This window comes from Cloacibacillus sp. (assembly GCF_020860125.1).
GTDB lineage: Bacteria > Synergistota > Synergistia > Synergistales > Synergistaceae > Cloacibacillus.
Window position 1 is genome coordinate 20008 of the sequence record NZ_JAJBUX010000118.1, and the last position, 20149, is coordinate 40156.

General features: G+C 59.2%; 11 protein-coding genes, 1 tRNA gene and 1 other annotated feature. Of the genes, 2 read left to right on the plus strand and 10 right to left on the minus strand.

Translation table 11 applies throughout. The annotated features are described in order from the left end of the window. Positions 1 to 155 precede the first annotated feature (155 nt). The 6 genes from LIO98_RS14370 to LIO98_RS14395 all read right to left on the minus strand — a co-directional run bounded on the left by LIO98_RS14370 (position 156) and on the right by LIO98_RS14395 (position 13035). A complete protein-coding gene (locus LIO98_RS14370) occupies positions 156 to 602 on the minus strand; it encodes a CGGC domain-containing protein (RefSeq protein WP_291958716.1) in 447 nt (148 codons plus the stop codon). A 147-nt stretch (positions 603 to 749) separates the two neighbouring features. Further along, positions 750 to 3062: a penicillin-binding protein 1C gene (gene pbpC, locus LIO98_RS14375; RefSeq protein WP_291958719.1), complete on the minus strand. Its 2313-nt coding sequence runs from the start codon at positions 3060 to 3062 to the stop codon at positions 750 to 752. Continuing rightward, the gene (locus LIO98_RS14380) at positions 3049 to 8433 is read right to left on the minus strand and encodes an Ig-like domain-containing alpha-2-macroglobulin family protein (protein ID WP_291958722.1); all 5385 of its coding nucleotides are present in this window, start codon (positions 8431 to 8433) and stop codon (positions 3049 to 3051) included. The genes pbpC and LIO98_RS14380 overlap by 14 nt, the downstream gene beginning before the upstream one ends. Positions 8434 to 8643: 210 nt before the next feature. Then, positions 8644 to 10257, minus strand: a complete 1614-nt coding sequence (locus LIO98_RS14385) for a M20/M25/M40 family metallo-hydrolase (protein WP_291958724.1) — start codon at positions 10255 to 10257, stop codon at positions 8644 to 8646. A 4-nt stretch (positions 10258 to 10261) separates the two neighbouring features. Then, entirely contained in the window at positions 10262 to 11683 is a 1422-nt protein-coding gene (locus tag LIO98_RS14390; protein WP_291958726.1) for an amino acid carrier protein, read from the minus strand. A gap of 257 nt (positions 11684 to 11940) precedes the next feature. Next, positions 11941 to 13035: a Coenzyme F420 hydrogenase/dehydrogenase, beta subunit C-terminal domain gene (locus LIO98_RS14395; RefSeq protein WP_291958729.1), complete on the minus strand. Its 1095-nt coding sequence runs from the start codon at positions 13033 to 13035 to the stop codon at positions 11941 to 11943. A 619-nt stretch (positions 13036 to 13654) separates the two neighbouring features. On the opposite strand from LIO98_RS14395, the gene LIO98_RS14400 reads away from it, so the two are divergent. Then, the gene (locus LIO98_RS14400) at positions 13655 to 14032 is read left to right on the plus strand and encodes an Lrp/AsnC ligand binding domain-containing protein (RefSeq protein ID WP_291958732.1); all 378 of its coding nucleotides are present in this window, start codon (positions 13655 to 13657) and stop codon (positions 14030 to 14032) included. Between the two features lie 117 nt (positions 14033 to 14149). Here the strand turns inward: LIO98_RS14400 and LIO98_RS14405 are convergent. Together LIO98_RS14405 and LIO98_RS14410 are read right to left on the minus strand one after the other, a co-directional pair. Next, positions 14150 to 14225 (minus strand) — tRNA-Thr (locus LIO98_RS14405). A 98-nt stretch (positions 14226 to 14323) separates the two neighbouring features. Further along, a complete protein-coding gene (locus LIO98_RS14410) occupies positions 14324 to 15958 on the minus strand; it encodes a class I adenylate-forming enzyme family protein (protein ID WP_291958734.1) in 1635 nt (544 codons plus the stop codon). Between the two features lie 77 nt (positions 15959 to 16035). After that, positions 16036 to 16331, minus strand: a binding site (T-box leader). Between the two features lie 182 nt (positions 16332 to 16513). Between LIO98_RS14410 and LIO98_RS14415 the strand changes: the two genes are divergently transcribed. Continuing rightward, complete coding sequence (locus tag LIO98_RS14415; protein ID WP_291958735.1) at positions 16514 to 17968, plus strand: right-handed parallel beta-helix repeat-containing protein; 1455 nt, start codon at positions 16514 to 16516, stop codon at positions 17966 to 17968. A gap of 96 nt (positions 17969 to 18064) precedes the next feature. On the opposite strand, the gene LIO98_RS14420 is transcribed toward LIO98_RS14415, so the two are convergent. Both LIO98_RS14420 and LIO98_RS14425 read right to left on the minus strand, forming a co-directional pair. Continuing rightward, positions 18065 to 18520: an acetolactate synthase gene (locus LIO98_RS14420; RefSeq protein WP_291958737.1), complete on the minus strand. Its 456-nt coding sequence runs from the start codon at positions 18518 to 18520 to the stop codon at positions 18065 to 18067. Positions 18521 to 18644: 124 nt separating this feature from the next. Further along, the gene (locus LIO98_RS14425) at positions 18645 to 19952 is read right to left on the minus strand and encodes a phenylacetate--CoA ligase (protein ID WP_291958739.1); all 1308 of its coding nucleotides are present in this window, start codon (positions 19950 to 19952) and stop codon (positions 18645 to 18647) included. Between the last annotated feature and the right edge of the window lie 197 nt (positions 19953 to 20149).

A 20149-nucleotide genomic window follows, 5' to 3' on the forward strand; every position in this document is an offset into this window, starting at 1 on the left:
TTTTTTAGAAATTGTCAAACGTTTGGTGTGCAGCAAAAGTGATAATTTACATATATGTAACCATGAAGTCTCTTTCACGAAGGCTTTTCGCCCCCGCCCGTTCTGGCGAAGGCGGCCACCCCCGCGTAAAAGGAATGGCCGCGTGATGCCGTTCTTTAGTCTTCCGCGCCGCAGAATGTTTCAAGCTCGTGATTTTTGTATATTCCCGCTTCGCGTTTTTCCGTCGCGTTGGTGCTGCGGAAGGTACCGTCGACGATGTTCTTATAGCCCTTTTTGCGGACTATCCCCTTGATATATTCGAGGTTCGGGCAGCGGTCGTGGTGGTAATTGTCGGTGACCATGCAGGAGGAGAGGTGTACGGCGACCTCGTCCTTTTTGACGTCGGTCTGGCGCGCAAGTTTGTTTGAGAAGTGCTCAAGTTTCGAGGCGATGCTGCCGCCGCAGCATCCGCCGCAGGTAAAGGCGATGTAGCGCGTTCCGTGGGGGTAGCCGCAGTCTTTGAAGAAGCCCTCCCGGTCGTAGAAGCACTTTGTGCAGGCGAAACCGCTGCATCTCAGCCTTGCGATGTCACACTGGATGATGATGACGAATTTGATGCCCATATAGATCCCCTCCGTTGTAAAATGTTGGATTTTACCGTCCCTACACCTGTGATTATACTATCGGCGCGCGGTTTTTCTCAAGCGGCGGCAGCGGCATAAAGCCTCTCTCCCGCCTCTCTGCCGCCGCAAACGCCATTTTTAGAGAGGTCAGCGGTTTTCTTCCAGCAGCGGCAGTTCCTCCGTTCCGTCGTCGGCCCGATTTTTTACCGTGATCTCTATCTCATCCGCCGCGCCGTATTCGTCCGCGGCGGCGATTTTATGGACGCCCTCGCGCATCTTCCACGCGATGGGTGCTCCCTCGCCGCTGTCGCCGGCCAGCTCGCCGTCGACGAACCAGTAGACGGGGCCTCTGCCGCCTTTGGATGAGAGGATAAGTTTATTATTCTCCGCGCCGACCGCGTAGACAGCGCCGCCCTTCGGCGAGGTGATAGTCAGTGGCTGTTCAGCCTCCCTGTTACCGCGTCCGGCGAAGAACCCCTCCAGTTCAGGCGGCCATTTTATCGAAATTTCCCCATCTTTCATCGTGTGAAGGAGGCAGGGCGCGGCGTCCGATACGCCCTCGATGAAGAGGTCGCGGCGTATCTGAGGGCACCACTGGTTTCTCGGCGCGCCGGAGAGTGCGCAGAGCTCCTTTCTCACAACGGAGGGCGGCAGTGTGAACCATGGATCGTCCTTTTTCGTGAGCTTCAGCATTATTCTGACGGCGGAGGGGGCGGCGGCTTTGAGTCCGACGAGGCCGCGGTGCGGTCTGCCGCCGGGATCGCCGAACCAGACGACGAGGGTCCATTTCCTTGTGACGGCGGCGGTCCAGGCGTCGCGCAGGCCGTACGAGGTGCCGGTCTTGAAGGCGACGGTTTTGCCGTCCGCCCCCGCCTCGCCGTAGAGCGGCAGGTTGCGCCGCGTATCTTTGAGGATGTCGAGCGTGAGCGCGGCGGCCTCCGCGGAGATGACCCTGGTTCCGGCTGACAGACCAGCCCTCTCGTTCCAGACGAGGGGGCTGTCGAGGCCGCCCGCGGCGAGCGTGCGGTAGGCGCGCGCCAGTTCGAGCGGCGATACCTCGCAGCCGCCGAGCGCGAGGCTGTCGCCGTACCATTCCGCCTCGCGCGTCAGCTGTGAGAAGCCGAGGCGGCGGAAGAGGCCGAGGACGTTTTCCGCGCCGGCGGCACGGAGGATGCGCACGGCGGGGATGTTAAGGGAATCGGCAAGCGCCGTCCGCGCCGACACGGGGCCGCGGAATAGGCGGTCGAAGTTGCGCGTCCCGCCGCCCGAAGGCTGCTGCGGCGTGTCGGCGAGCATCGTCGCCGGTATCGCGCGCCCCGATTCAAAGGCGAGCGCGTAGACGAACGGTTTCAGCGTGGAGCCGGGCGAGCGCGGCGATAGGGCGCAGTCCACCCAGGAGGCGCCGCTGCCGGTGCCTTCGCGCGCGTTGCCGACGTAGCCGCGTACCTTTCCGGTTTCATTCTCCACGAGCACCGCCGCCGCGGTCACTCCCGGCTCCATATTGCCCAGCGCCGCCGTCAGCTCGCCGGTGAGCAGCCGCTGCATGGCGCTGTCAAGTGTGGAGCGGAAACGTCCGTAGCCGTCGCGGGCCTCCGCTGCGCCTCCGTAACGCGCGGCGGCCTCCGCCGCCTGTATGCGGGCTGAGGATATCGCCCGGCGTTTTGTGGGCAGCGGTTCGGCCTTCGCGCGCCGCGCCTCCTGCGGCGTGGCGACGCCGCGGCTTTCGAGGGTGTCGATGAGCCGGTTTCGCAGCGCGAGCGCCCGTTCGGGATGGCGGTCGGGGCGGTAGTAGGCAGGGCCTCGCAGAAGCCCCGCGAGCAGCGCCGCCTCGGCGAGCGAGAGCTCTTTCACCGGTTTCCCGAACCATGAGCGCGCGGCGGCCTCCACCCCGCGCGTATTGCCGCCGAAGGGCACGCTGTTGAGGTAGGTCTCAAGTATTTCGTCTTTGTCCATGAAGAATTCCAGCGCCGCTCCCTGGGAGAATTCAACGGCCTTTGCCCAGGGGGTGCGCGGGCGGTCTACGGCGAGGCGCACGACCTGGCTTGTTATCGTGGAGGCGCCCGAGACGACGCGTCCGCCGGTGAAATTCTGCCACGCGGCGCGCGCGATCGCGATGGTATCGATGCCGCCGTGAAGGTAGAAACGGCGGTCTTCCAGCGCTATGGCCGCCGCCGGCATCCAGCGCCCCATGTCCGCCAGAGGGACCGGTAGCCGCCATTCCCCCGCCGCGGAAAGAGTGCCGCGCAGGGGGCGTCCCTCCCTGTCCGTCACGACGAGCGAGGCCGGGCGGTTCAGTATCGCGCCGAGCGGGAATGTGACGACGAGCGCCGCCTTCGCGAGAAGCAGGAACAGCAGTAGGACGAGGGCCGCCCTCTGCGGCAGCCCCCTTTTGCTGAAGCGTCTCCGTGCCGCCGCAAGCGCATCGCTCACGGCGGCGGGAAAATTTCTATTTAGCGGCATTTACCGCCTTTGCCGTCCCCTGCCGCGAATCAGCGGCGGCGCCGACGGTGATCGTCCCGCCGCCGCTGATGCTTGAGATTCCGGGGTCGTACATACATTCGGCGTATATCTGCGGCGAGGCGAAGGCGCCCTCCGTCACGGCGCGCAGCGAGTAGTGCCATTTGAGCGGCTTGCGCAGCTCCTCGATGAAGAGTATGAGCCGGTCGTCGCGTATCTCGGCGCGCACGCCCTCCGCGTTTTCCTCGCCGGTTCCCGTGAGGCGCGGGTTTTCGATCTCAAAGCCCGCGGGCAGCGGCATGACGGCGACGACTCCCCGCAGGCTGCCGGCCTTCGGCGTCACCGTTACGGCGGCGGTCAAGGCCTGGCCGCGCGCAGCCCTCCCGGAGATTATCTTTCCCTGCCTGTCGGCGATACGCTGTCGTATCTCGATGCCGTCGTCACGCGGCGGCACCGCGCCGGAGGGGATGTAGGAGAGGTTCCACGCCGAGTAGAGGCGCGCCTGGCCGCTGTTTACCGCTTTGTAGCCTCCGAGGCCGCCGGCGGTGACGCTTCTGTTGTTTTCACTCACCGTGCCGACGGTCTTCGCGCCGGGTTCCTTTATCAGTTTCCCCGAGATCGCCCCGCCGCGCGGCTGCGCGGAGAACCAGCGTCCGAGGGCGAGCATTGAGAAGCCGCCTTCCTGCGTGCTGCAGAGTCCGCGCTCTTTAAGCTCCTTCATCAGTCCGGCGGCGGAGGCCGCCGCCCCTGCTCCCGCCGGGTCTATATATGTCGCGGCGAGCAGCGACAGCGCGCCGTCGCGGAGGTTAGAATCGTAGTTTACGTTTTTGCCTGGTATCTCTTTCAACGGCGCGCCTCTGTGTCCGGTTATCTTTTCCGCCTCTTTCTTATCTCCCGCCGCGGCGTAGGCGCAGGCGAGCAGAAGCCGTCCCGAGGGTTCCATTTCGCCTGTCTTGTCGCGCAGGCTCTCCATCCAGCCAAGCGGCGGTTCGCCGGCGAGGGTAAGGACGAAGGAGGCGTAAGCCCTGCGCATCAGAGTCTCGCGCCAGGCCGCGTCGCCGTCGCTGTCCGGCATGACCGGCAGCAGCGCGCGCGCGTAGTCGACGGCGGCTTTAAGGGCGTCGGGCGAGACTTTATTGCCCAGGCGTTTCGCTTCAAGCAGGAAGTGGGCGCCGTAGAGGCTTTCCCACGGCTGCGACCAGGACTCGCCGCTCCAACGCGGGAAGCCGCCGTCGTAGCTCTGCATACTTTCGATTTTATCTATACGGCGCGCCAGAGCGCCTCTGTCCGCGAGGGCCGGGTCGGTATATTTGACGAGCTCCGGCTGCACGAGCAGCGGCCAGGCGGCGGAGACGGTCTGCTCAAAGCAGCCGTAGGGATAGGTGACGAGGAAGTCCGCGAGGGCCGAGAGCGAAATTTGCGGCATCGCCGAGAGCATTACAAGGGCCTGTGCGAAATTCCTCCCTTTGCCATCTCCTGAGAGGCTGAAGGATAGCGTCTTTCCCGGCTCGATCACCGCCGAGCCGCTCTCCGTAATGCGCGGCGCGGCGGGACGCACGGGGAGCTCGACGGTGTCTTCGATCACGCCGCCCTGCCATTCCGTCCGGTATGTCATTAGGGCGGTGCCGATGCCCTTCGCCTCATAACGGAGGGGCAGGGTCACGGAGCCGCCTCCCTTTATGGTTACCGTTCGGCTTTCATTAGCGCCGCTTTGCATCGCCAGTTCGGCGGGGGACTTTTTGCCCTCTGCCGAGAATTTGACGGTAAGCTCCCGCTCCGTCATATTGAAGAGCTGTACGTTTGCCGTAAACTTATCGCCGGGGGCGGCGAAGCGCGGCAGCACGATCTCCGCCGTTACGTCGCGGCCTATCTGCGTCGTCGTTTCCGCGCCGCCGGAGGCCGAAGCGGTGGCGGCAACGGCCATTATACGCGCCTTTCCGGAGAATTCAGGAATGTCGAATTCAACTTCGCATCTGCCGCCGGAGTCTGAGCGGCCCCTCTTTACCAGAGATAGCATTTTGAAGCGGCGCGCCTGTACGGGGCTGAGGCTGGACTTCATCGCCATGCCGTCCTCCATGCCGCCGCCCCCCGCTGTCAGAAGCGGCGTGGATGATTTTTCCGGCGTGATGAGCGCGCCGTAGAGGTCGTAGGTCTCCATCCCCGGCATCCTGCGGGCGGTGAAAAATTTCCAGGGGTCGGGCGTCGTGTACCCCGTCAGGCCGAGGACGGTTTCGTCGACGAGCATCACCGTGACGTCGGCGGCCGTACCCTTGCCGGAGCCGTCCTTCACCGTGAGGGTTATTTTATTTTTGCCCGGCTCCAGCTTCGGAACCCTGGCGATCTCCACCTTGAGACGGCTGGCGCCGTTGTCGGTCATCAGCGGCGCGATGCCGAAGGCGCGCGCCGGCGAACCGTCCTTTTGCGCGGGGCGCACGACCTGCGCCGTTATCCAGGCGTTGGGGCGCATATCCTCCGTCACTTTGAGGGAGAACTCCGTCTCGGCGCCGCGTGTTCCGCGCGTTTCGTTCCAGACGACCTCGGTAGTCTCCGCGTCAACAAGCAGCGAACCCGCAAAGGGGGCTTTCACCTTTACCTTCGCCGTCTCTCCCATTTTATATATCCGTTTATCTGTCGTGACCTCCGCCATGTCGGGGAAGGAGGAACTCTCGCCCTCGTCCGCGCCGTAGGCGTAGATCACCGCCGAGGCGCGCGATTTTCCGTCCGCCGTCTCGACGCGCAGAAGATATTCTCCGGCCTCCTTAAGTTCCGCCTGTGCGGAACCGACGCCGCCGGAAAGTTGTATCAGCCCCTCGCCGCGCGGTATCAGCTGTTCCTGGATCTCCCTCGTTATCCGTCCGCTGCTCTCAAATACCACGGCCTGACGCGCGCGGCGGAATAGAGAATATTTCATCTCTTTGACGCTGGCGGCTTTGCCGTCAACGGAGACCGCCGCGGCGCGGAAGGAGAGCGGTTTTCCGGGGGCGGCCTCGCGCGGCGCTTCGATGCCGGCCATTACCGACGAAGGATACCAGGGGATCGTGACCGTCTTGTATGTCCAGCGCCCTCCGTCGTCCATAACGCCCGCGCGTACCGAGAGGTCGAGCATTGATGGGGCGTTCCAGCCGCCGCCCTTTAGTGAGGCCTTTGCCTTGCCCTCGGCGCTTAGGTTGCCGGAGGCGATGAAACTCGATTCCGGGGTAAATTTCTTGTCGGCCTCTCTGAAAGAGAATGATTTCCAGTCCTTATGCGTAAAGGTGCGGTCGACGGTGCGAAGCTCCGTCTCCCACTGGAGCCCCGCGGCGGGGTTGCCGAAGGTGTAGCGGCCCGTTATCGACAGCTCGCAGCCGCCGTCCGCCGTGATCGACCGCGGCGCGGCCGTCGCCTCCACGAAGATTCGCGGCGCGGCGAACTCTTCGACGTATATCTCTTTATAGCCGACCGAATTTTCTCCGCCCGGCGTGAACAGCGCGATATTCCACGGCCCCGTCGGGGCGTCGGAGGGGAGAGCGAGCGACGCGGAGAAGGTCCCCTCGCCGGAGAGCTTCGCGCTCTGTGTCTTCCAGAGCCTGCCGCTGGGCGAGAATACCTTCATCGTCAGCGGGAAGGGTTTCGGAGCCTTTCCGTCCGTGCCGCGCACGATGGCCTGTACCGGCACCTCCTCGCCGGGGCGGAAGATATCCCTCGGCGTGTAGCAGTAGGCGGAATAACCCTTATGGAGCCACGGGCTGCCGGTGGTGTCGAAGTCGTCATTGCCGTTGTAGAGGCCCCTCTCAAAACGGATATAAGAGGTGTCACCATCCTTTTCCGCGAGCGCGACGACCGGCGCGCCGCGTCCGTCAGTATCTTTCAAAGCGATCCTGACAACGCCGTTTTTATCCGTCTTTCCCTCGCCGACGAGCTGGTTGGCCCATGACCAGAGGGTCACGCGCACTCCGGAGAGAGGCTTGGCCTCCGAGACGGAGAGCACCCGCGCAAACGCCGAGTCTTGGCCGAGCTTCACGGTGAGCCCGAGATCCGTCACGTTTATCGTCTGACGGCTCTCGCTCCAATCCCTGGAGCTGCGCCCCTGCGCTACGACGAGGAATACGCCGCGGCGTCCCTCGAGCAGCGGCTTCAGGTCCAGAGCGCGCCGCGCCGCCTCGTTCGGCTTTGCCTTCACAAGATATTCCTTATTGGCTACGAGCCGCGAAAGGTCCGTCGGATAGCCGCCCCAGCCGCTGCGCATCGCGAGGGGGATATTGTTGTCGTATAGCTGCCAGACGAGGATGTTGACCTTATCGAAGTTGACGCTCTTCAGCGGTATCCGCATCAGCTCCGCCGGGAACAGCACCCGCCCGGGGTCTGGGAAGCGCACCTGCGCCTCGATGTCGGGGAAGATGAAGGCGCGGCTCCAGTCCGCGGCAAGCGTCCATCCGGCAGCTTTCCTGCCTCCGGCGGCTGGCAGCCCCTTACGTACCGTGACCTTTATCCGCTCCTGCGGTTTAAAGTCTCCTGCGATCATAAAGCCGCCCTCATTCGGTTCCACGGTGAATTTAACGGCCGGCGACAGCTCTATGAAGGCCGCGGCCTTCGCCAGATCCACGGGGGAGGTCGTATCGATCCAGATGCGGCCGCCTCCCATCTCGGAGATCACGCCGGAGTCCCGCAGCTCCATGATCATCGCGCGTTTCAGTTTGACGGACAGCCCCTTCTCAAGGCCCAGGGGTCCGGCCTCCGAGGGAAGACCGGCGGCAAGAGATAGTTCGGCTTCCATTTCCGACAGACCGCTGACCGTGAGCCTGATCTTCCTCGATGCGGGGCCCTGTGTGATGGAGAAGTTCAGCGGGCGCTTTGCCGCGTCCTTTACCTCGGTGTAGCCGCGCAGGCGCGCGGGCGACACTGGCAGGGAAAATTCAAGTTCGAAAGCGGCGCTGCCGCTGTCGGGATCGAAGTTGGTCTGTTTCGCGCCTTTAAAGGCCAGCGCGGGAGTATTGAAAGAGAAGCTCTGCGTACCGGAAAGCGGCCGCCCCTCGCGGTCGCGCAGGCCGCTTTTCGCCGTCGCCGTGTATCTCGTGGCGGCGGAGAGCCTGCCGCCGTTGGGAATAAAGACGAAGGTCGCGGCGTCGCGCCACTTGCCGGAGCCCGATATCGGCGGCGAGAAGGAGAGCGGGTACTCGGAGGCCTTGAGTGCGTGCCCGACGATATCCTCGGAGACCGCCGCCTGGCTGAAAACGACCGTTATCTCCGCGCCGTCGGCGACCGTCCCCTGCGGCGAAAAAGAGCGGATGATAAAATCCCTCTCCCCCACGCCGAGAACCGGCGCGACGATGAAAAACATGACCGCCGCGGCAAGCGCCGTGATCAAAGCTCCAGAGCGATATTTTTTATCTCCCATCGTTAGACCTCCGTATATAGATGATTTTACTGATATAGTCAATGTACCATACCCTAAGCATACACTGAAAATGTGCGGATGATAAGGGGATAGTGTGAGTTTTTTTATGGAATGACGGCAGCGCCGCCGTCTTCGCCGCCGGAATAGAAAAACCTCCCCGCGGGCGGCGGGGAGGTGGGTTTTTAGTCTCTATTTATATATAAGAATATTTTACGCCCTCTCGATGATCTTCGCGATCGTCTCCGGCACGACCTTTTCAACGTCGGGGAGCCATACTCTCTCGAGCATCTGGTGGACATTACCGCTGTGCGGGCCGAGGTTGTAGCAGGGGATGTTGAGCGCCGCGATGTCGTCGAAGGGGATGTCGTAGAGCGAACGCGGGACGGAGAGCTGTTCCATGAGGGTCTTTTCCGCCACGGGATTCGTGCAGGACATATAGCTGATGTCGGCCATGCCGGGCAGGTATGGCATCATATCCAGCTCGTAGCCGTATCTGCCGGTTACGACCTCACGCACCGCATCCTCAAATACGGATATGTCGCAGTCAAGGTGCTCGTTGCTGTTCGCGGGATAGTAGGGCGGGGCCATGCCGATGACGAAGGCGGGGTAGTCGATGAGCGAGGCCTCGATCATCGTCCTGATGTGGGCGGCGGCGGCCTGCTGCATGTTCAGTTCGCCGGAGTTTATCTTTTCGGCGAGCTCCGCCTCTTTTTCTTTGATAAATTCGACGTAGCCCTCCCCCTTGACCTCCTTCACCTTACCGCACAGCTCGCTGAAACTCATTACCACGGGCTCCGCTTTGAGACGCAGTGATTCGGTGACGAGCCCTTTATCTTTGCAGATCTCGAAGGTTGCGTTGTAGCGTGTCATCACATTTTTGAAGGAGTCGAGGCATATATCACGCAGCTTCGCCATGATCTCCCGCTGGCGGCCCTCTCCGAGAAAGAGGATGTTGGCGCACCCCACGGCGTATTCCGGCATGGAGACGTCGTAGGTGGTCTTCATATCCTTCATGATCTGGAACGACGGCGACTGCGTGCTGATGCCGAGGTCGTCGCTCATGAGCTCGGGGTTCAGCTCGATATTGCGCACGGCCTCCGCGAGCATGTAGGCGGCGTTGAGCCCCTCGATATTCTGCGCGCAGTGCGCCAGCTTGCCCTTCGCCATTATCATTGGCAGCATCTTGCCGGTGCCGCCGCAGTAGACGCTGAATTTGTTGGGTTCGTCCGGAGAGGAAAGCTGCGGCTCGGTTACGACGCAGAGCCTGTAGTCAAGCCCGAACCGGCGGCGCAGCTCCGAGAGCAGCGGCATCATCGTGCGGCAGCCGGCGGAGAGGTTTTCCTCGTCGCAGACGGCGGCGAAGAGAACGCTCGCCTCCGCGTTCTCCGTGGTGAAGAGCGTGTGCAGGTTTATCGCGATGCCGGCCTTCATGTCGGCGGCGCCGCGCCCGAAGAGCCAGTTGTCGTCCTCCGTCGCCGCAAGCGCCGCGTTGTCGGAGCGCACGACCTCTTTAAGGCGTTCTTTGAGTTCGTCCGGTTTCAGCGCGTAGGGTTTGAGCTCGCCGTAGGAGTCTATCTCGACGGCGTCGTAGTGGCCGGAGAGGATGACCGTGCGGTTTGTGGAGCCCTTTTTAAGCGCCCAGACGACGGAACGCCCGAGGAAGTCGCCGCCGCTCTCCATTCCGCATAATTCCGGATGTTTTGCGAAGTATTCGTTCCGGCGGATGATATCGAATATTTTTTCGCCCATCGCCACCTCAAGTTTCGTGCCGGTGTCGCTCTGTACCGACACAAGTTCGTATAACAGCTCTCTGATTTCGCTCATATCTCTATTCCTCGTTTCCAATCAATATTTTTGCTTCTTCATGCTGGTATTTTGCGGTATCTTTCAGGTAGTAACGCGGATCGCTGAAGAACTCTTTTTTTAGCTCTGCGGCCTTGCCGCTCATCATCAGGAGGTCGACGATGTTTGGGATCACCGTTATCCCGAGGACGAAATCCAGGAACTGGAAGATGAATTCCAGGCCGCCGACGGCGCCGAGGAAGATGGCGGCGATGTAGCCGAACTTGACCATTTTGGAGAAGAAGGTGCCGAAGAGGTATTCGGCCTGTTTTTCACCGTAGTAGATGATGACGATGACCGTGGAGAGGACGAAGAGCAGCATACAGACGGAGACGACCCCGCCGCCGAACCGCTCGCCAAGCACGCTCTGGAAGGCGATGGAGGGCATCGCCGCGGCGTTTGCCGTGCCGACCTTTGTCCAGACTCCCGAGGTGAGTACGACGAGAGCCGTCATCGTGCAGATGATGATCGCCGAGACCGTGACCTCGAAGATGCCCCAGAATCCCTGACGCACGGCATGATCCGTAGTCGCCGCCGAGTGGGCGATCGGCGCGGAGCCCATCCCCGCCTCGCTGGAATATGTGCCGCGGGCTATGCCCCAGCGCATCGCCGCCGCGATGCCGGCCCCGGCGAAACCGCCGGCCGCCGCCGAACCGGAGAAGGCGCTTTTAAAGATGAGGACGAATACCGCGGGGATCTGCGCCGCGTTGGCGGCGATGACGCCGAGCGAGCCGAGTATATAGAGCACCGCCATGAAGGGGACCAGCTTTTCCGTGACCGAGGCGATCCGCGTGATGCCGCCGAAGACGACGACACCGACGAGCAGCATGAGGGAGACTCCCGCCAGCCAGGGCGCCACTCCGAGCACCTCCACCGTCTGGGTCGCGGAGACGGACTGGGCGGCGACGGAGAAGAAGATGACGACCATCGTGCCGAAGGCGTAGGTGAAGGCCATCGAGCGGCCGAGTCTTTTATTTTTCAGCCCCTTGCTGAGATAATACATGGGGCCGCCGACGTAATATCCCTCGGAATTTTTTTCACGGTAATAGAGGCCGAGGACGACCTCGGTAAACTTTGTCGCCGAGCCGATGAGCGCCGTAGCCCACATCCAGAGGACCGCGCCTGGGCCGCCGAAGGCGATCGCCACGGGGACGCCGATGATATTGGAGGCCCCGATCGTGGAGGCGAGCGCCGTCGTGGCGGCGGCGAAGGGGGATACGGAGCCCTCGCCGTCGATCTTTTTGAGCATGGAGCCAAAGGTCTGTCTCATGATGTAGGGGAAATAGACGAACTGGAAAAAGCCCAGACGCACGGTGAGAAAGATGCCTCCTCCGACGATAAGGACCAGCATGGGATAGCCCCAAAGCCAATTTGATACAGCGGTAACAGCAGAGATTATCTGTTCCATTAATCTCACTCCCTAATAACGGATTGTTTTTAGCGGCTCTTTTGAACGTTTATAATATACACAAGAATTGACTGAATAAACAGTGAATTATCACTAAATATTTTTGTCTGATTAGGAATATTAACTTTTATGGGAGGGATTTTTAGTGTAATTTTACCGGCGTAGGTGCAAACAGGCGAAAGAACGAAGAAAAGCCGCCCATCGGTGAAAAATGGGCGGTGAATAACGGCGCTTTATTATATCCGCCGCGGCGGTTTTCAGAGCGCGGATTTCAGGCCGGAACGCCGTACCAGCTCCCAGAACTCGCCGCGCTCCGGCGGGAATTTGCCGGGGGAGCTCAGCCGCTGCTGCTCGGCGGTTATCTCCTCTTCCGGCCGCTCGGATATCCTCATAGCCCCGGATATCGCCCCGAGCATCGCCGCGCCCTTGGGGGTATTTACGATGAGCAGCGATACGCCCAAGCCGTCGTAGAGCTCCGGCGCGTACTTTTCTATTCCCCAGCAGTCGGCGATCGTCATGTCCGAGGCGCGGCGCACGTCGGTGAAGCGGCACTTTTCGCACGACGGGCGCGCGATCGTACCCCTGTGAATGAACAAATTGTAGAAGCGGCCGTCCTCAAGAAAGCCGTCCGCACCATCCATCCTGTACATGAATCCCTTATTGCTGTTTTTGCGAAGCCAGGGATATCTCTTGGAGCGGAAGCGGACCTCCGCCAGTCTGCCGCCGTTCTCCTCCTCCAGTAACTTCTTATACTCTTCCCATATCAGCGGACTGGGCACGCTGTGGCAGATTAGGTCGCAGACGAAGAGGTTTTCCGCCAGCGGGCTGCCGTCAAAGAAAGAGCGCACTCCGGCGCACTGGCAGGGGGTGCCGGTGAATAAGACCTCGCTCCTGCCAAGCTCCTCCGCCAGCTTCTCATAAACGCCCCGCATGTCGCTCTGGACATATTTCGAGAGCCTCATCCGGTCACGTCCGGCGGCCGTCCTCGAAATACGGTGGACGACGCGCAGGCCGCCGTCGAAATCCGCGCCGCAGACGGCGCCGCCCCTGCCGAGGATGACGTCGGAGACGGCGGTGAAGGCGCCGCCGGAGGTCGAATGGCGGAGGACCTCTTCCGAGTTGTGAGTGGCGGAGAAGAAGCGCGGACGGCCCTCTTCCTTGAAGCTGCCCTCATGCCGCAGGGGACAGACCCGCGCGCAGATACCGCAGTCGATACAGTGTTCGTGGTCGATGACAGGGTAGAGAAAGCCCTCCTCGTCTGGCGTCATCCTTATCACGTGACGCGGGCATCTCGCCTCGCAGACGCCGCAGCCGCAGCAGTTTTCTTTGTCTCCTTTATAGACCGTATCCATATTTATCCTTCCTCTCAAGAGAGCCTCCGGCTCTCAGATATCCTGCGTATTCAAAAAACAGACAGGCGGACATAAAAATCCAGCCCGCGGCGATCGCAACGTCGACCGAATTCATTCCCAGCCATCCGGCCAGGATATAAGCCGGCGCGGCACGCACCGGTATCTGTATGATTGTAGCTTAAAACGTGAAGTCCATCCCGCCGATACCACGGAAAAAACCTGAAACGTATTGCAGCAGGGCATTTTTTGACTCCTGCGTGAGCTTTTCCGCGAACGGGGAGAAGTTCCTTGTGCTCGTCGGTAAGAGAAACCGGGAGTGCAGCGAAAAGCGGCTCGTAAAGATGGAAAAATATCTAAACATGACGGGTCAGTATTAGAAAGTTTACTATCTTTCATTAATAAACTAGCATAAACTACCTTTTTGCCGGTCGATTTTAGTATAAAATAATACCAGTGTGTGATACCTCTCAGACGAAGGGTGGTTCCATAAATGGCGGCTAAGGACGACAGGTACAATATCGACGATATCGGCTGGAAGATAATCGAGGAGCTGCAGAAGAACGCGCGGATATCGTTCAAGTAGCTGGCGGAAAACGTCAACCTCTCCACCACCGCGACGGTGGAACGGGTGCGCAACATGGAGGACGCCGGCATCATCGAGGGCTACGGTGCGCGGATCAACCCGCGCAAGGTAGGTTACTCCCTGAGCGCCATCCTCAACTTCACGATGAACTACGGCAATCCCACCTCGGCGATAGAAAAGATTGTCGCGGAGACTCCGGAGATCGTCTCCTGCTGGTCGATAACCGGCACCAGCGACGTGATAATGGAGGTCAACCTGCCCTCGCTGGAATTCCTCTCCTTGATACTGTCAAACCTCACGAGGCACGGCAAGGTGACGACGAACATCGTGCTGCCGGGACGCTTCAAAAAGCTCGACGTCAAGCGCCCGCGCGAGGTGCCGAAGGAGCTGCTAGAGGAACAGGAATTTAAATAGAGGCGAAGGCTGCACGCCTGATTTTTGGGATAGCCGTGTCTTATAGCTTGTCAGGTTCCATACGGCGGCTGCAAAGGCAGCAAAAAAGCCCCCGAAAGGGGGCCTGTTTTTATTAAATGGAGCCGGCGAGAGGATTCGAACCCCCGACCTGCTGATTACAAGTCAGCTGCTCTACCAACTGAGCTACACCGGCATAGACATATCCGTAAATATGTCGGAGAGTATTATACCTTATCTGCCCTTTTTGTCAAACAGAGGCATGAGCACCGCTTATGCAGAAAGCCGGGCGGCTCAGCTGTTTGTCTGCATCGCGACGAGGTTCTCCGCGCGGTACATCTGGCGCAGCTTCGGCTTTTCGATCTTGCCCGTCGGGTTGCGGGGGATCTCGGCGAAGATTATGCGGCGTGGGCGCTTGTAGCGCGGCAGGTCGAGACAGAACTTTTCGATCTCCTCCTTTGTGCAGGAAAAGCCCTCTTTGATCTCGATGATCGCCGCCGCGATCTCGCCGAGCCTCTGGTCCGGCAGACCGATCACCGCCGCGTCCTTTATCGAGGGGTGGGCGCGGAGGAAGTCCTCCACCTGAACGGGGTAGATATTCTCGCCGCCGCTGATGATAACGTCCTTTTTGCGGTCCACAAGGTAGATGAAGCCCTGTTCGTCCTGGCGCGCCATGTCCCCCGTCGCCAGCCAGCCGTCGTGCAGCACCTCGGCGGTGGCCTTTGGGTCGTTGTAGTAGCAGGTCATTACGCCGGGCCCCTTCACGGCCAGCTCGCCGACGCTGCCGTTGGTGACGGGGCGCCCCTCGTCGTCGACGATCTTCACCTTCCATCCGTAGCCCGGAACGCCGATCGCCCCGACCTTGTCTATATTGCCCACGCCGAGGTGGACGCAGCCCGGCCCGATAGATTCCGACAGGCCGTAGTTCGTATCGTACCTATGTTTCGGGAACACGCGGCGCCACCGGTTGATGAGGCTCGGCGGCACCGGCTGCGCGCCGATGTGCATGAGCCGCCACTGCGAGAGCTCGTAGTCCTCCAGACGGACCTTTCCCGCGTCGATCGCGTCAAGGATATCCTGTACCCACGGCACGAGCAGCCAGACGATGGTGCACTTTTCGTCCGAGACGGTTTTGATGATCGATATGGGGTCCGTGCCCTTGAGCAGAATGCCTTTGCTGCCGGATATGAGGCTGCCGAACCAGTGCATCTTCGCCCCCGTGTGGTAGAGCGGCGGGATACAGAGGAAGACGTCGTCGTGTTTCTGCCCGTGGTGGCTCTGCTCGACCTTCGCGGCGTGCATGAGGCTCTCGTGGTTGTGCAGTATCGCCTTGGGGAAGCCGGTCGTTCCCGATGAGAAGTATATCGCCGCGTCGTCCTCGTCGGAGAGCAGTATACGCGGCGCGTAGCTCGAAAGGTTCGCCGTCAGATGCAGATAATTTTCCGCGAAACGCGGGCAGCTGTCGCCGATGTAGAATATCAGCTTCACGCGGGGGATCTGCTCGCAGATATCCTCCACTCGGCCGATGAACTCCGGGCCGAAGAAGAGCGCGTCGACGTCGGCGAGCTCGAGGCAGTATTTTATCTCCTCCGCCGTATAGCGGAAGTTGAGGGGGACGGCAAGGGCCCCCGTCTTTAAAATACCGAAATAAAGCGGCAGCCACTCAAGGCTGTTCATCATGAGGATGGCGACCTTGTCGCCCTTTTTGATGCCGCGCGAAAGAAGCAGATTCGCGCAGCGGTTCGCCTTTTCGTCAAAGACGCTCCAGGTGATCTCGCGGCGGTAGCTCTCCGTGGGGCTGGATTCGATCAGCTCGTATTCCTTCCACGTGACGCGGCGCAGCTCCTTGACTTCGGGGTTTATCTCCACGAGCGCCGTCTCGTGGCAGAACTCTTTGGCGTTTCTCTCGAGCAGGTCTGTGATCGGCATTTTTGTCTCTTCCTCCTTAAACTGTGCGTAACCTTTTTCGGAGGGTGGGCATATAAAAATCCCCGTCCTCCTGTTATCCAGAGGACGGGGAATAATCACCCGTGGTACCACCTCAGTTTGACGTCCTCTCACGAAAGACGTCCTCGTCGGGTACTGTACGAAAAGCGCTTTACAAACGTAGTATACCCTGTCCACGATTACGGGCGGACCCGTCGCAGCCTACTCGGGAAGGTCATCAAAGATAAGAGGGACTCCCTTTTAGTGCGCTACTCTTGGAATGTATTTCAGTTCGCCCGTCCACCGCCTCGCACCACCCGGCGGCTCTCTGTAAGACAGCCGGCAGAACCTACTTCTTTCCAGTCATCGCATTTGCCATTATTACATTATAGGATATTCTTGCGCAGAGTTCGATTTATGTCAAGCTCTCCTTTCTATTTATTGGAACAAAACGGGCTATAAAAAAATTAAATTGACTAAAAATAGACAACAGATATCTATGAAATATAATGAATACTATGAAACATAGTTGCATAAAATAGAATAGGAGGAATATCTTTGAAGCGAATCACCGGAAGGTTTTTTGTACTGTTGCTTTGTGCTCTTTTGTTTGCCGGCAGCGCCGAGGCGGGGAATTTCAGCGAATTGCAGGGCGCAATAAATGGAACCAACGAAGGCGCGACTTTGACGTTATCGGATGATTACACATATGATGTCTCAAATGGTGAGACAGAAATAACAGTAGAGGGAATAATTATCGACAAGCCGATAACTATTGATGGAGCTAACCACGTAGTTGACGCTATGGGTATGGCGCGTATCTTTAAAGTTACGGGAACGAATGTTGTATTTAAGAACCTTACGATAACAAAGGGAGGATACGCGGCTGCCGATTCTAAAAAAGGCACCGTCAGTGGCGGCGGAGTTTATGTCGGGCGTAACCTGGTAGTCGCTTTTGATAATGTGAAGATTACAAAGTGCGGCACCGAGAAGGGGGTGCATACGAAGGATGGAGGCGCCGCTCTTTTTATCGACGCCAAAGCTAAGGTGACGTTCAAGAATTGTGAAATATCCGAAAATACGGGAAAAGACAGGGCTGGCGGCATATACTTAATTGGAAATGCAGTACTTGAAAATACAAACATAATTAATAATATATGTGGATCACGCGGCGGCGGTGTTTATGTTGATCCTGGTTTTACATATCCTGAACGCGGGGGCGAATGGGGCGGCAACATTAAAATGTATAACTGCACTGTCTCTGGCAATAGAGGCGGCCGCGGCGGTGGGGTTTATATAAATCCGGAAAACGAGACGCTGAATATTTTTGAAAACTGTACTATAGCGTCGAACGATGTGTCGACTGATGGTGTTGGCAATGGCGGCGGAATTCTTTTTTATTGTGCAAACGGAAAAGCAGTAAATTGCAAAATGGTTGATAATAAAGCAAAACGCGGGGGCGACATCATCCTTGACGTAGCCAGCAATGTCGAACTTGAAAACTGCACCGTCACCGGCAACGAGGCGACCGTCGACGGAAGCGGACTCTACGCCTTTGACGGCTCGCACGATGAAAATGTCATGAAGCGGATCGGCGAAGCGACATTCAAAAACTGTATTATCAAGGGAAACTATGTCGTCAGCGGCGATGTGAAAAACGCGCAGGACATCAGTATCAACTATACCGACGAAGCCACGGCTGAAAAAAGGCGCGATGTAAATAAAGAGAAGTTCCCACCCGATGGCATGATAACGGAAGAGAGCGACCCTGATGAATATCCCTTCTGGACGCACGAGCTCTGGACGGCGCGTTACGACGGTAGATTTACTAGCAGCGGCGGCAACACGATCGGTAAGGTCTTTAGAAACGATAATATAAGGCTGGCCGCCACCGACAAGGTGGAGGCGGTCGAGCCTCCCTACTCGGACGGCTCTTCCGGCTGCAGCGCCGCCCCCTTTCCGCTTCTGCTGCTGGCGTTCGGCGGCGCGGCAATATTTTTCAAAAAGAGGTAGTTACCGGCAATAAACGCAAGATTTTCGATACCGTCCCAAAACACAGTGGACCGCCAATAGACGGTCCACTGTGTTTGTTTATGCGGATGCGAAAAGTTACAGGTCGTAAATATCTTCCTGGGCCACGATGCCGATGCCGTTTTCCGCGAGAAGTTCTATCGCCTTGTCAATGCTCTTGTCCGCGACGCGGAAGACCATATATGCCCCCTGATCCTTGCGTGTCGTGAAGGCGTAGGTGTATTCGAGGTTGACGTTACCCTCTTTGAGTATGTCAAGAATATGGTAAAGCGCGCCCGGCTCGTCGGATACCTCGACGGCGAGCACCGGCGTCACCGCCGAGATGCTGCCAGCATCGGAGAGCACCTTCTGCGCCTTATCGGGGTCGCTGACGATCGTGCGGAGCACGCCGAAGTCGGCGGCCTCGGCGAGCGAGAGCGCCCGCATGTCGATGCCGTTTGCGCGCAGGAGCTCTACGAACTCCGCCAGTTTCCCCGGCTTGTTTTCTACAAAGACGGAAATCTGTTTGACTGTCATGGTCTTTTCCCCCTTCATTGTATAATTCCTCCTTTTATTATAATCAATTTTTCTTTATATCCCTACGGATAATTTATGATTGTTTTCAGCGCCGCGTTTTTTATGTTTTGCCGCGGCTGACCGCGGCGCGGTCCCCTGCCTGTTAATAGAGCTTACGCTTGTCGATAATGCGCACCGCCTTGCCCTCGCTGCGCGGGATGCTCTTCGGTTCGACGAGATGGACCCTCGCGTATATTCCAAGGAAGCCCTTCAAGGCGTTGACAAGCGTCTTTTCGCGCGTTGAGATCTCGCCGAGGGTGTCGCTGAACGTTTCCTGGTTCATCTCAACGTTGATGTCGAGGGTGTCGCTGTTGTTGACGCGGTCGACGATGAGCTGGTAGTTCGGCGAATAGCCGTTGTCGATAAGCACCGTCTCTATCTGCGAGGGGAAGACGTTGACGCCCTTGATGATGAGCATGTCGTCGCTGCGGCCCATCGGCTTCGCCATGCGGACGTGGGTGCGGCCGCAGGAGCATTTTTCGTGGGAGAGCACGCAGATGTCGCGGGTGCGGTAGCGGATCATCGGGAAGGCCTCTTTATTGACGGAGGTGAAGACGAGCTCGCCCTTTTCGCCGTCCGGCAGCACTTCGCCGGTATTGGGGTTGATGATCTCGGCGATGAACTGATCCTCGCAGATGTGCATGCCGCGCTGCTCGCAGCATTCATAGCTGACGCCGGGGCCCTCAAGCTCCGTGAGGCCGTAAATGTCGTATGCTTTGATCCCGAGCTTCTTCTCAATGTCATGACGCATCTCTTCGCTCCAGGCCTCCGCGCCGAATATTCCCGCCTTGAGCTTTATCGTATCCTGCAGCCCCTTTTCGACGACCGTCTCGCCCAGATAGGCGGCGTATGAGGGGGTGCAGCAGAGGATCGTCGAGCCGAGGTCCTGCATGAACTGTATCTGACGGTCGGTGGAGCCAGATGACATCGGCAGCGTGAGGGAGCCCAGCTTATGCGAGCCGCCGTTGAGCCCCGCCCCGCCGGTGAAGAGGCCGTAGCCGTATGAGACGTGCACGACGTCGTCCTTGGTGCCGCCGGCCGCGACGATCGCGCGCGCGCAGCCGTCGTCCCAGGCGTCGATGTCATGCTGGGTGTAAAAGGCGATGACGCGCTTGCCGGTGGTGCCGCTCGTGGACTGGATACGGACGCATTCGGAGAGGGGTTTGCAGAGCAGCCCGTAGGGATAGGCCTCGCGCAGGTCGTCCTTGCTGATGAAGGGAAGCTTGTGCAGGTCCTCGACGCCCTTGATGTCCTCCGGCTTCACGCCGTGTTCGTCCATCTTCTTACGGTAGTAGGGCGAGTTTTCATAGGCGTGGCGGACGGTCTTTACAAGACCCTCGCTCTGCCATTCTCTGATCTGTTCACGTGACGCGCATTCGATTTCGGGCTGGTAATAATTCTGTTTCTCCATTTTTCTCATTTCCTTTCTCGGGTCTCTCCCAAATGTTTTTTAAAAATTTATGCTGTCGCCGGGCAGCAAAAAAGCAGGGCCGCAATGTGCGGGCCCTGCTTCAACGACATATACGCGGTGCGTAGATTCAAATGGCGCTATCTATGAATCAAGCAGTCTTCGCGCAGATCCCGTGAAGAGGACCCGCGCCGATAAAG

Coding starts and splice junctions, on each gene's coding strand:
- LIO98_RS14370 (WP_291958716.1), bottom strand. CDS start 602: ATGGGCATCAAATTCGTCATCATCATCCAGTGTGACATCGCAAGGCTG.
- pbpC (WP_291958719.1), bottom strand. CDS start 3,062: ATGCCGCTAAATAGAAATTTTCCCGCCGCCGTGAGCGATGCGCTTGCG.
- LIO98_RS14380 (WP_291958722.1), bottom strand. CDS start 8,433: ATGGGAGATAAAAAATATCGCTCTGGAGCTTTGATCACGGCGCTTGCC.
- LIO98_RS14385 (WP_291958724.1), bottom strand. CDS start 10,257: ATGAGCGAAATCAGAGAGCTGTTATACGAACTTGTGTCGGTACAGAGC.
- LIO98_RS14390 (WP_291958726.1), bottom strand. CDS start 11,683: ATGGAACAGATAATCTCTGCTGTTACCGCTGTATCAAATTGGCTTTGG.
- LIO98_RS14395 (WP_291958729.1), bottom strand. CDS start 13,035: ATGGATACGGTCTATAAAGGAGACAAAGAAAACTGCTGCGGCTGCGGC.
- LIO98_RS14410 (WP_291958734.1), bottom strand. CDS start 15,958: ATGCCGATCACAGACCTGCTCGAGAGAAACGCCAAAGAGTTCTGCCAC.
- LIO98_RS14420 (WP_291958737.1), bottom strand. CDS start 18,520: ATGAAGGGGGAAAAGACCATGACAGTCAAACAGATTTCCGTCTTTGTA.
- LIO98_RS14425 (WP_291958739.1), bottom strand. CDS start 19,952: ATGGAGAAACAGAATTATTACCAGCCCGAAATCGAATGCGCGTCACGT.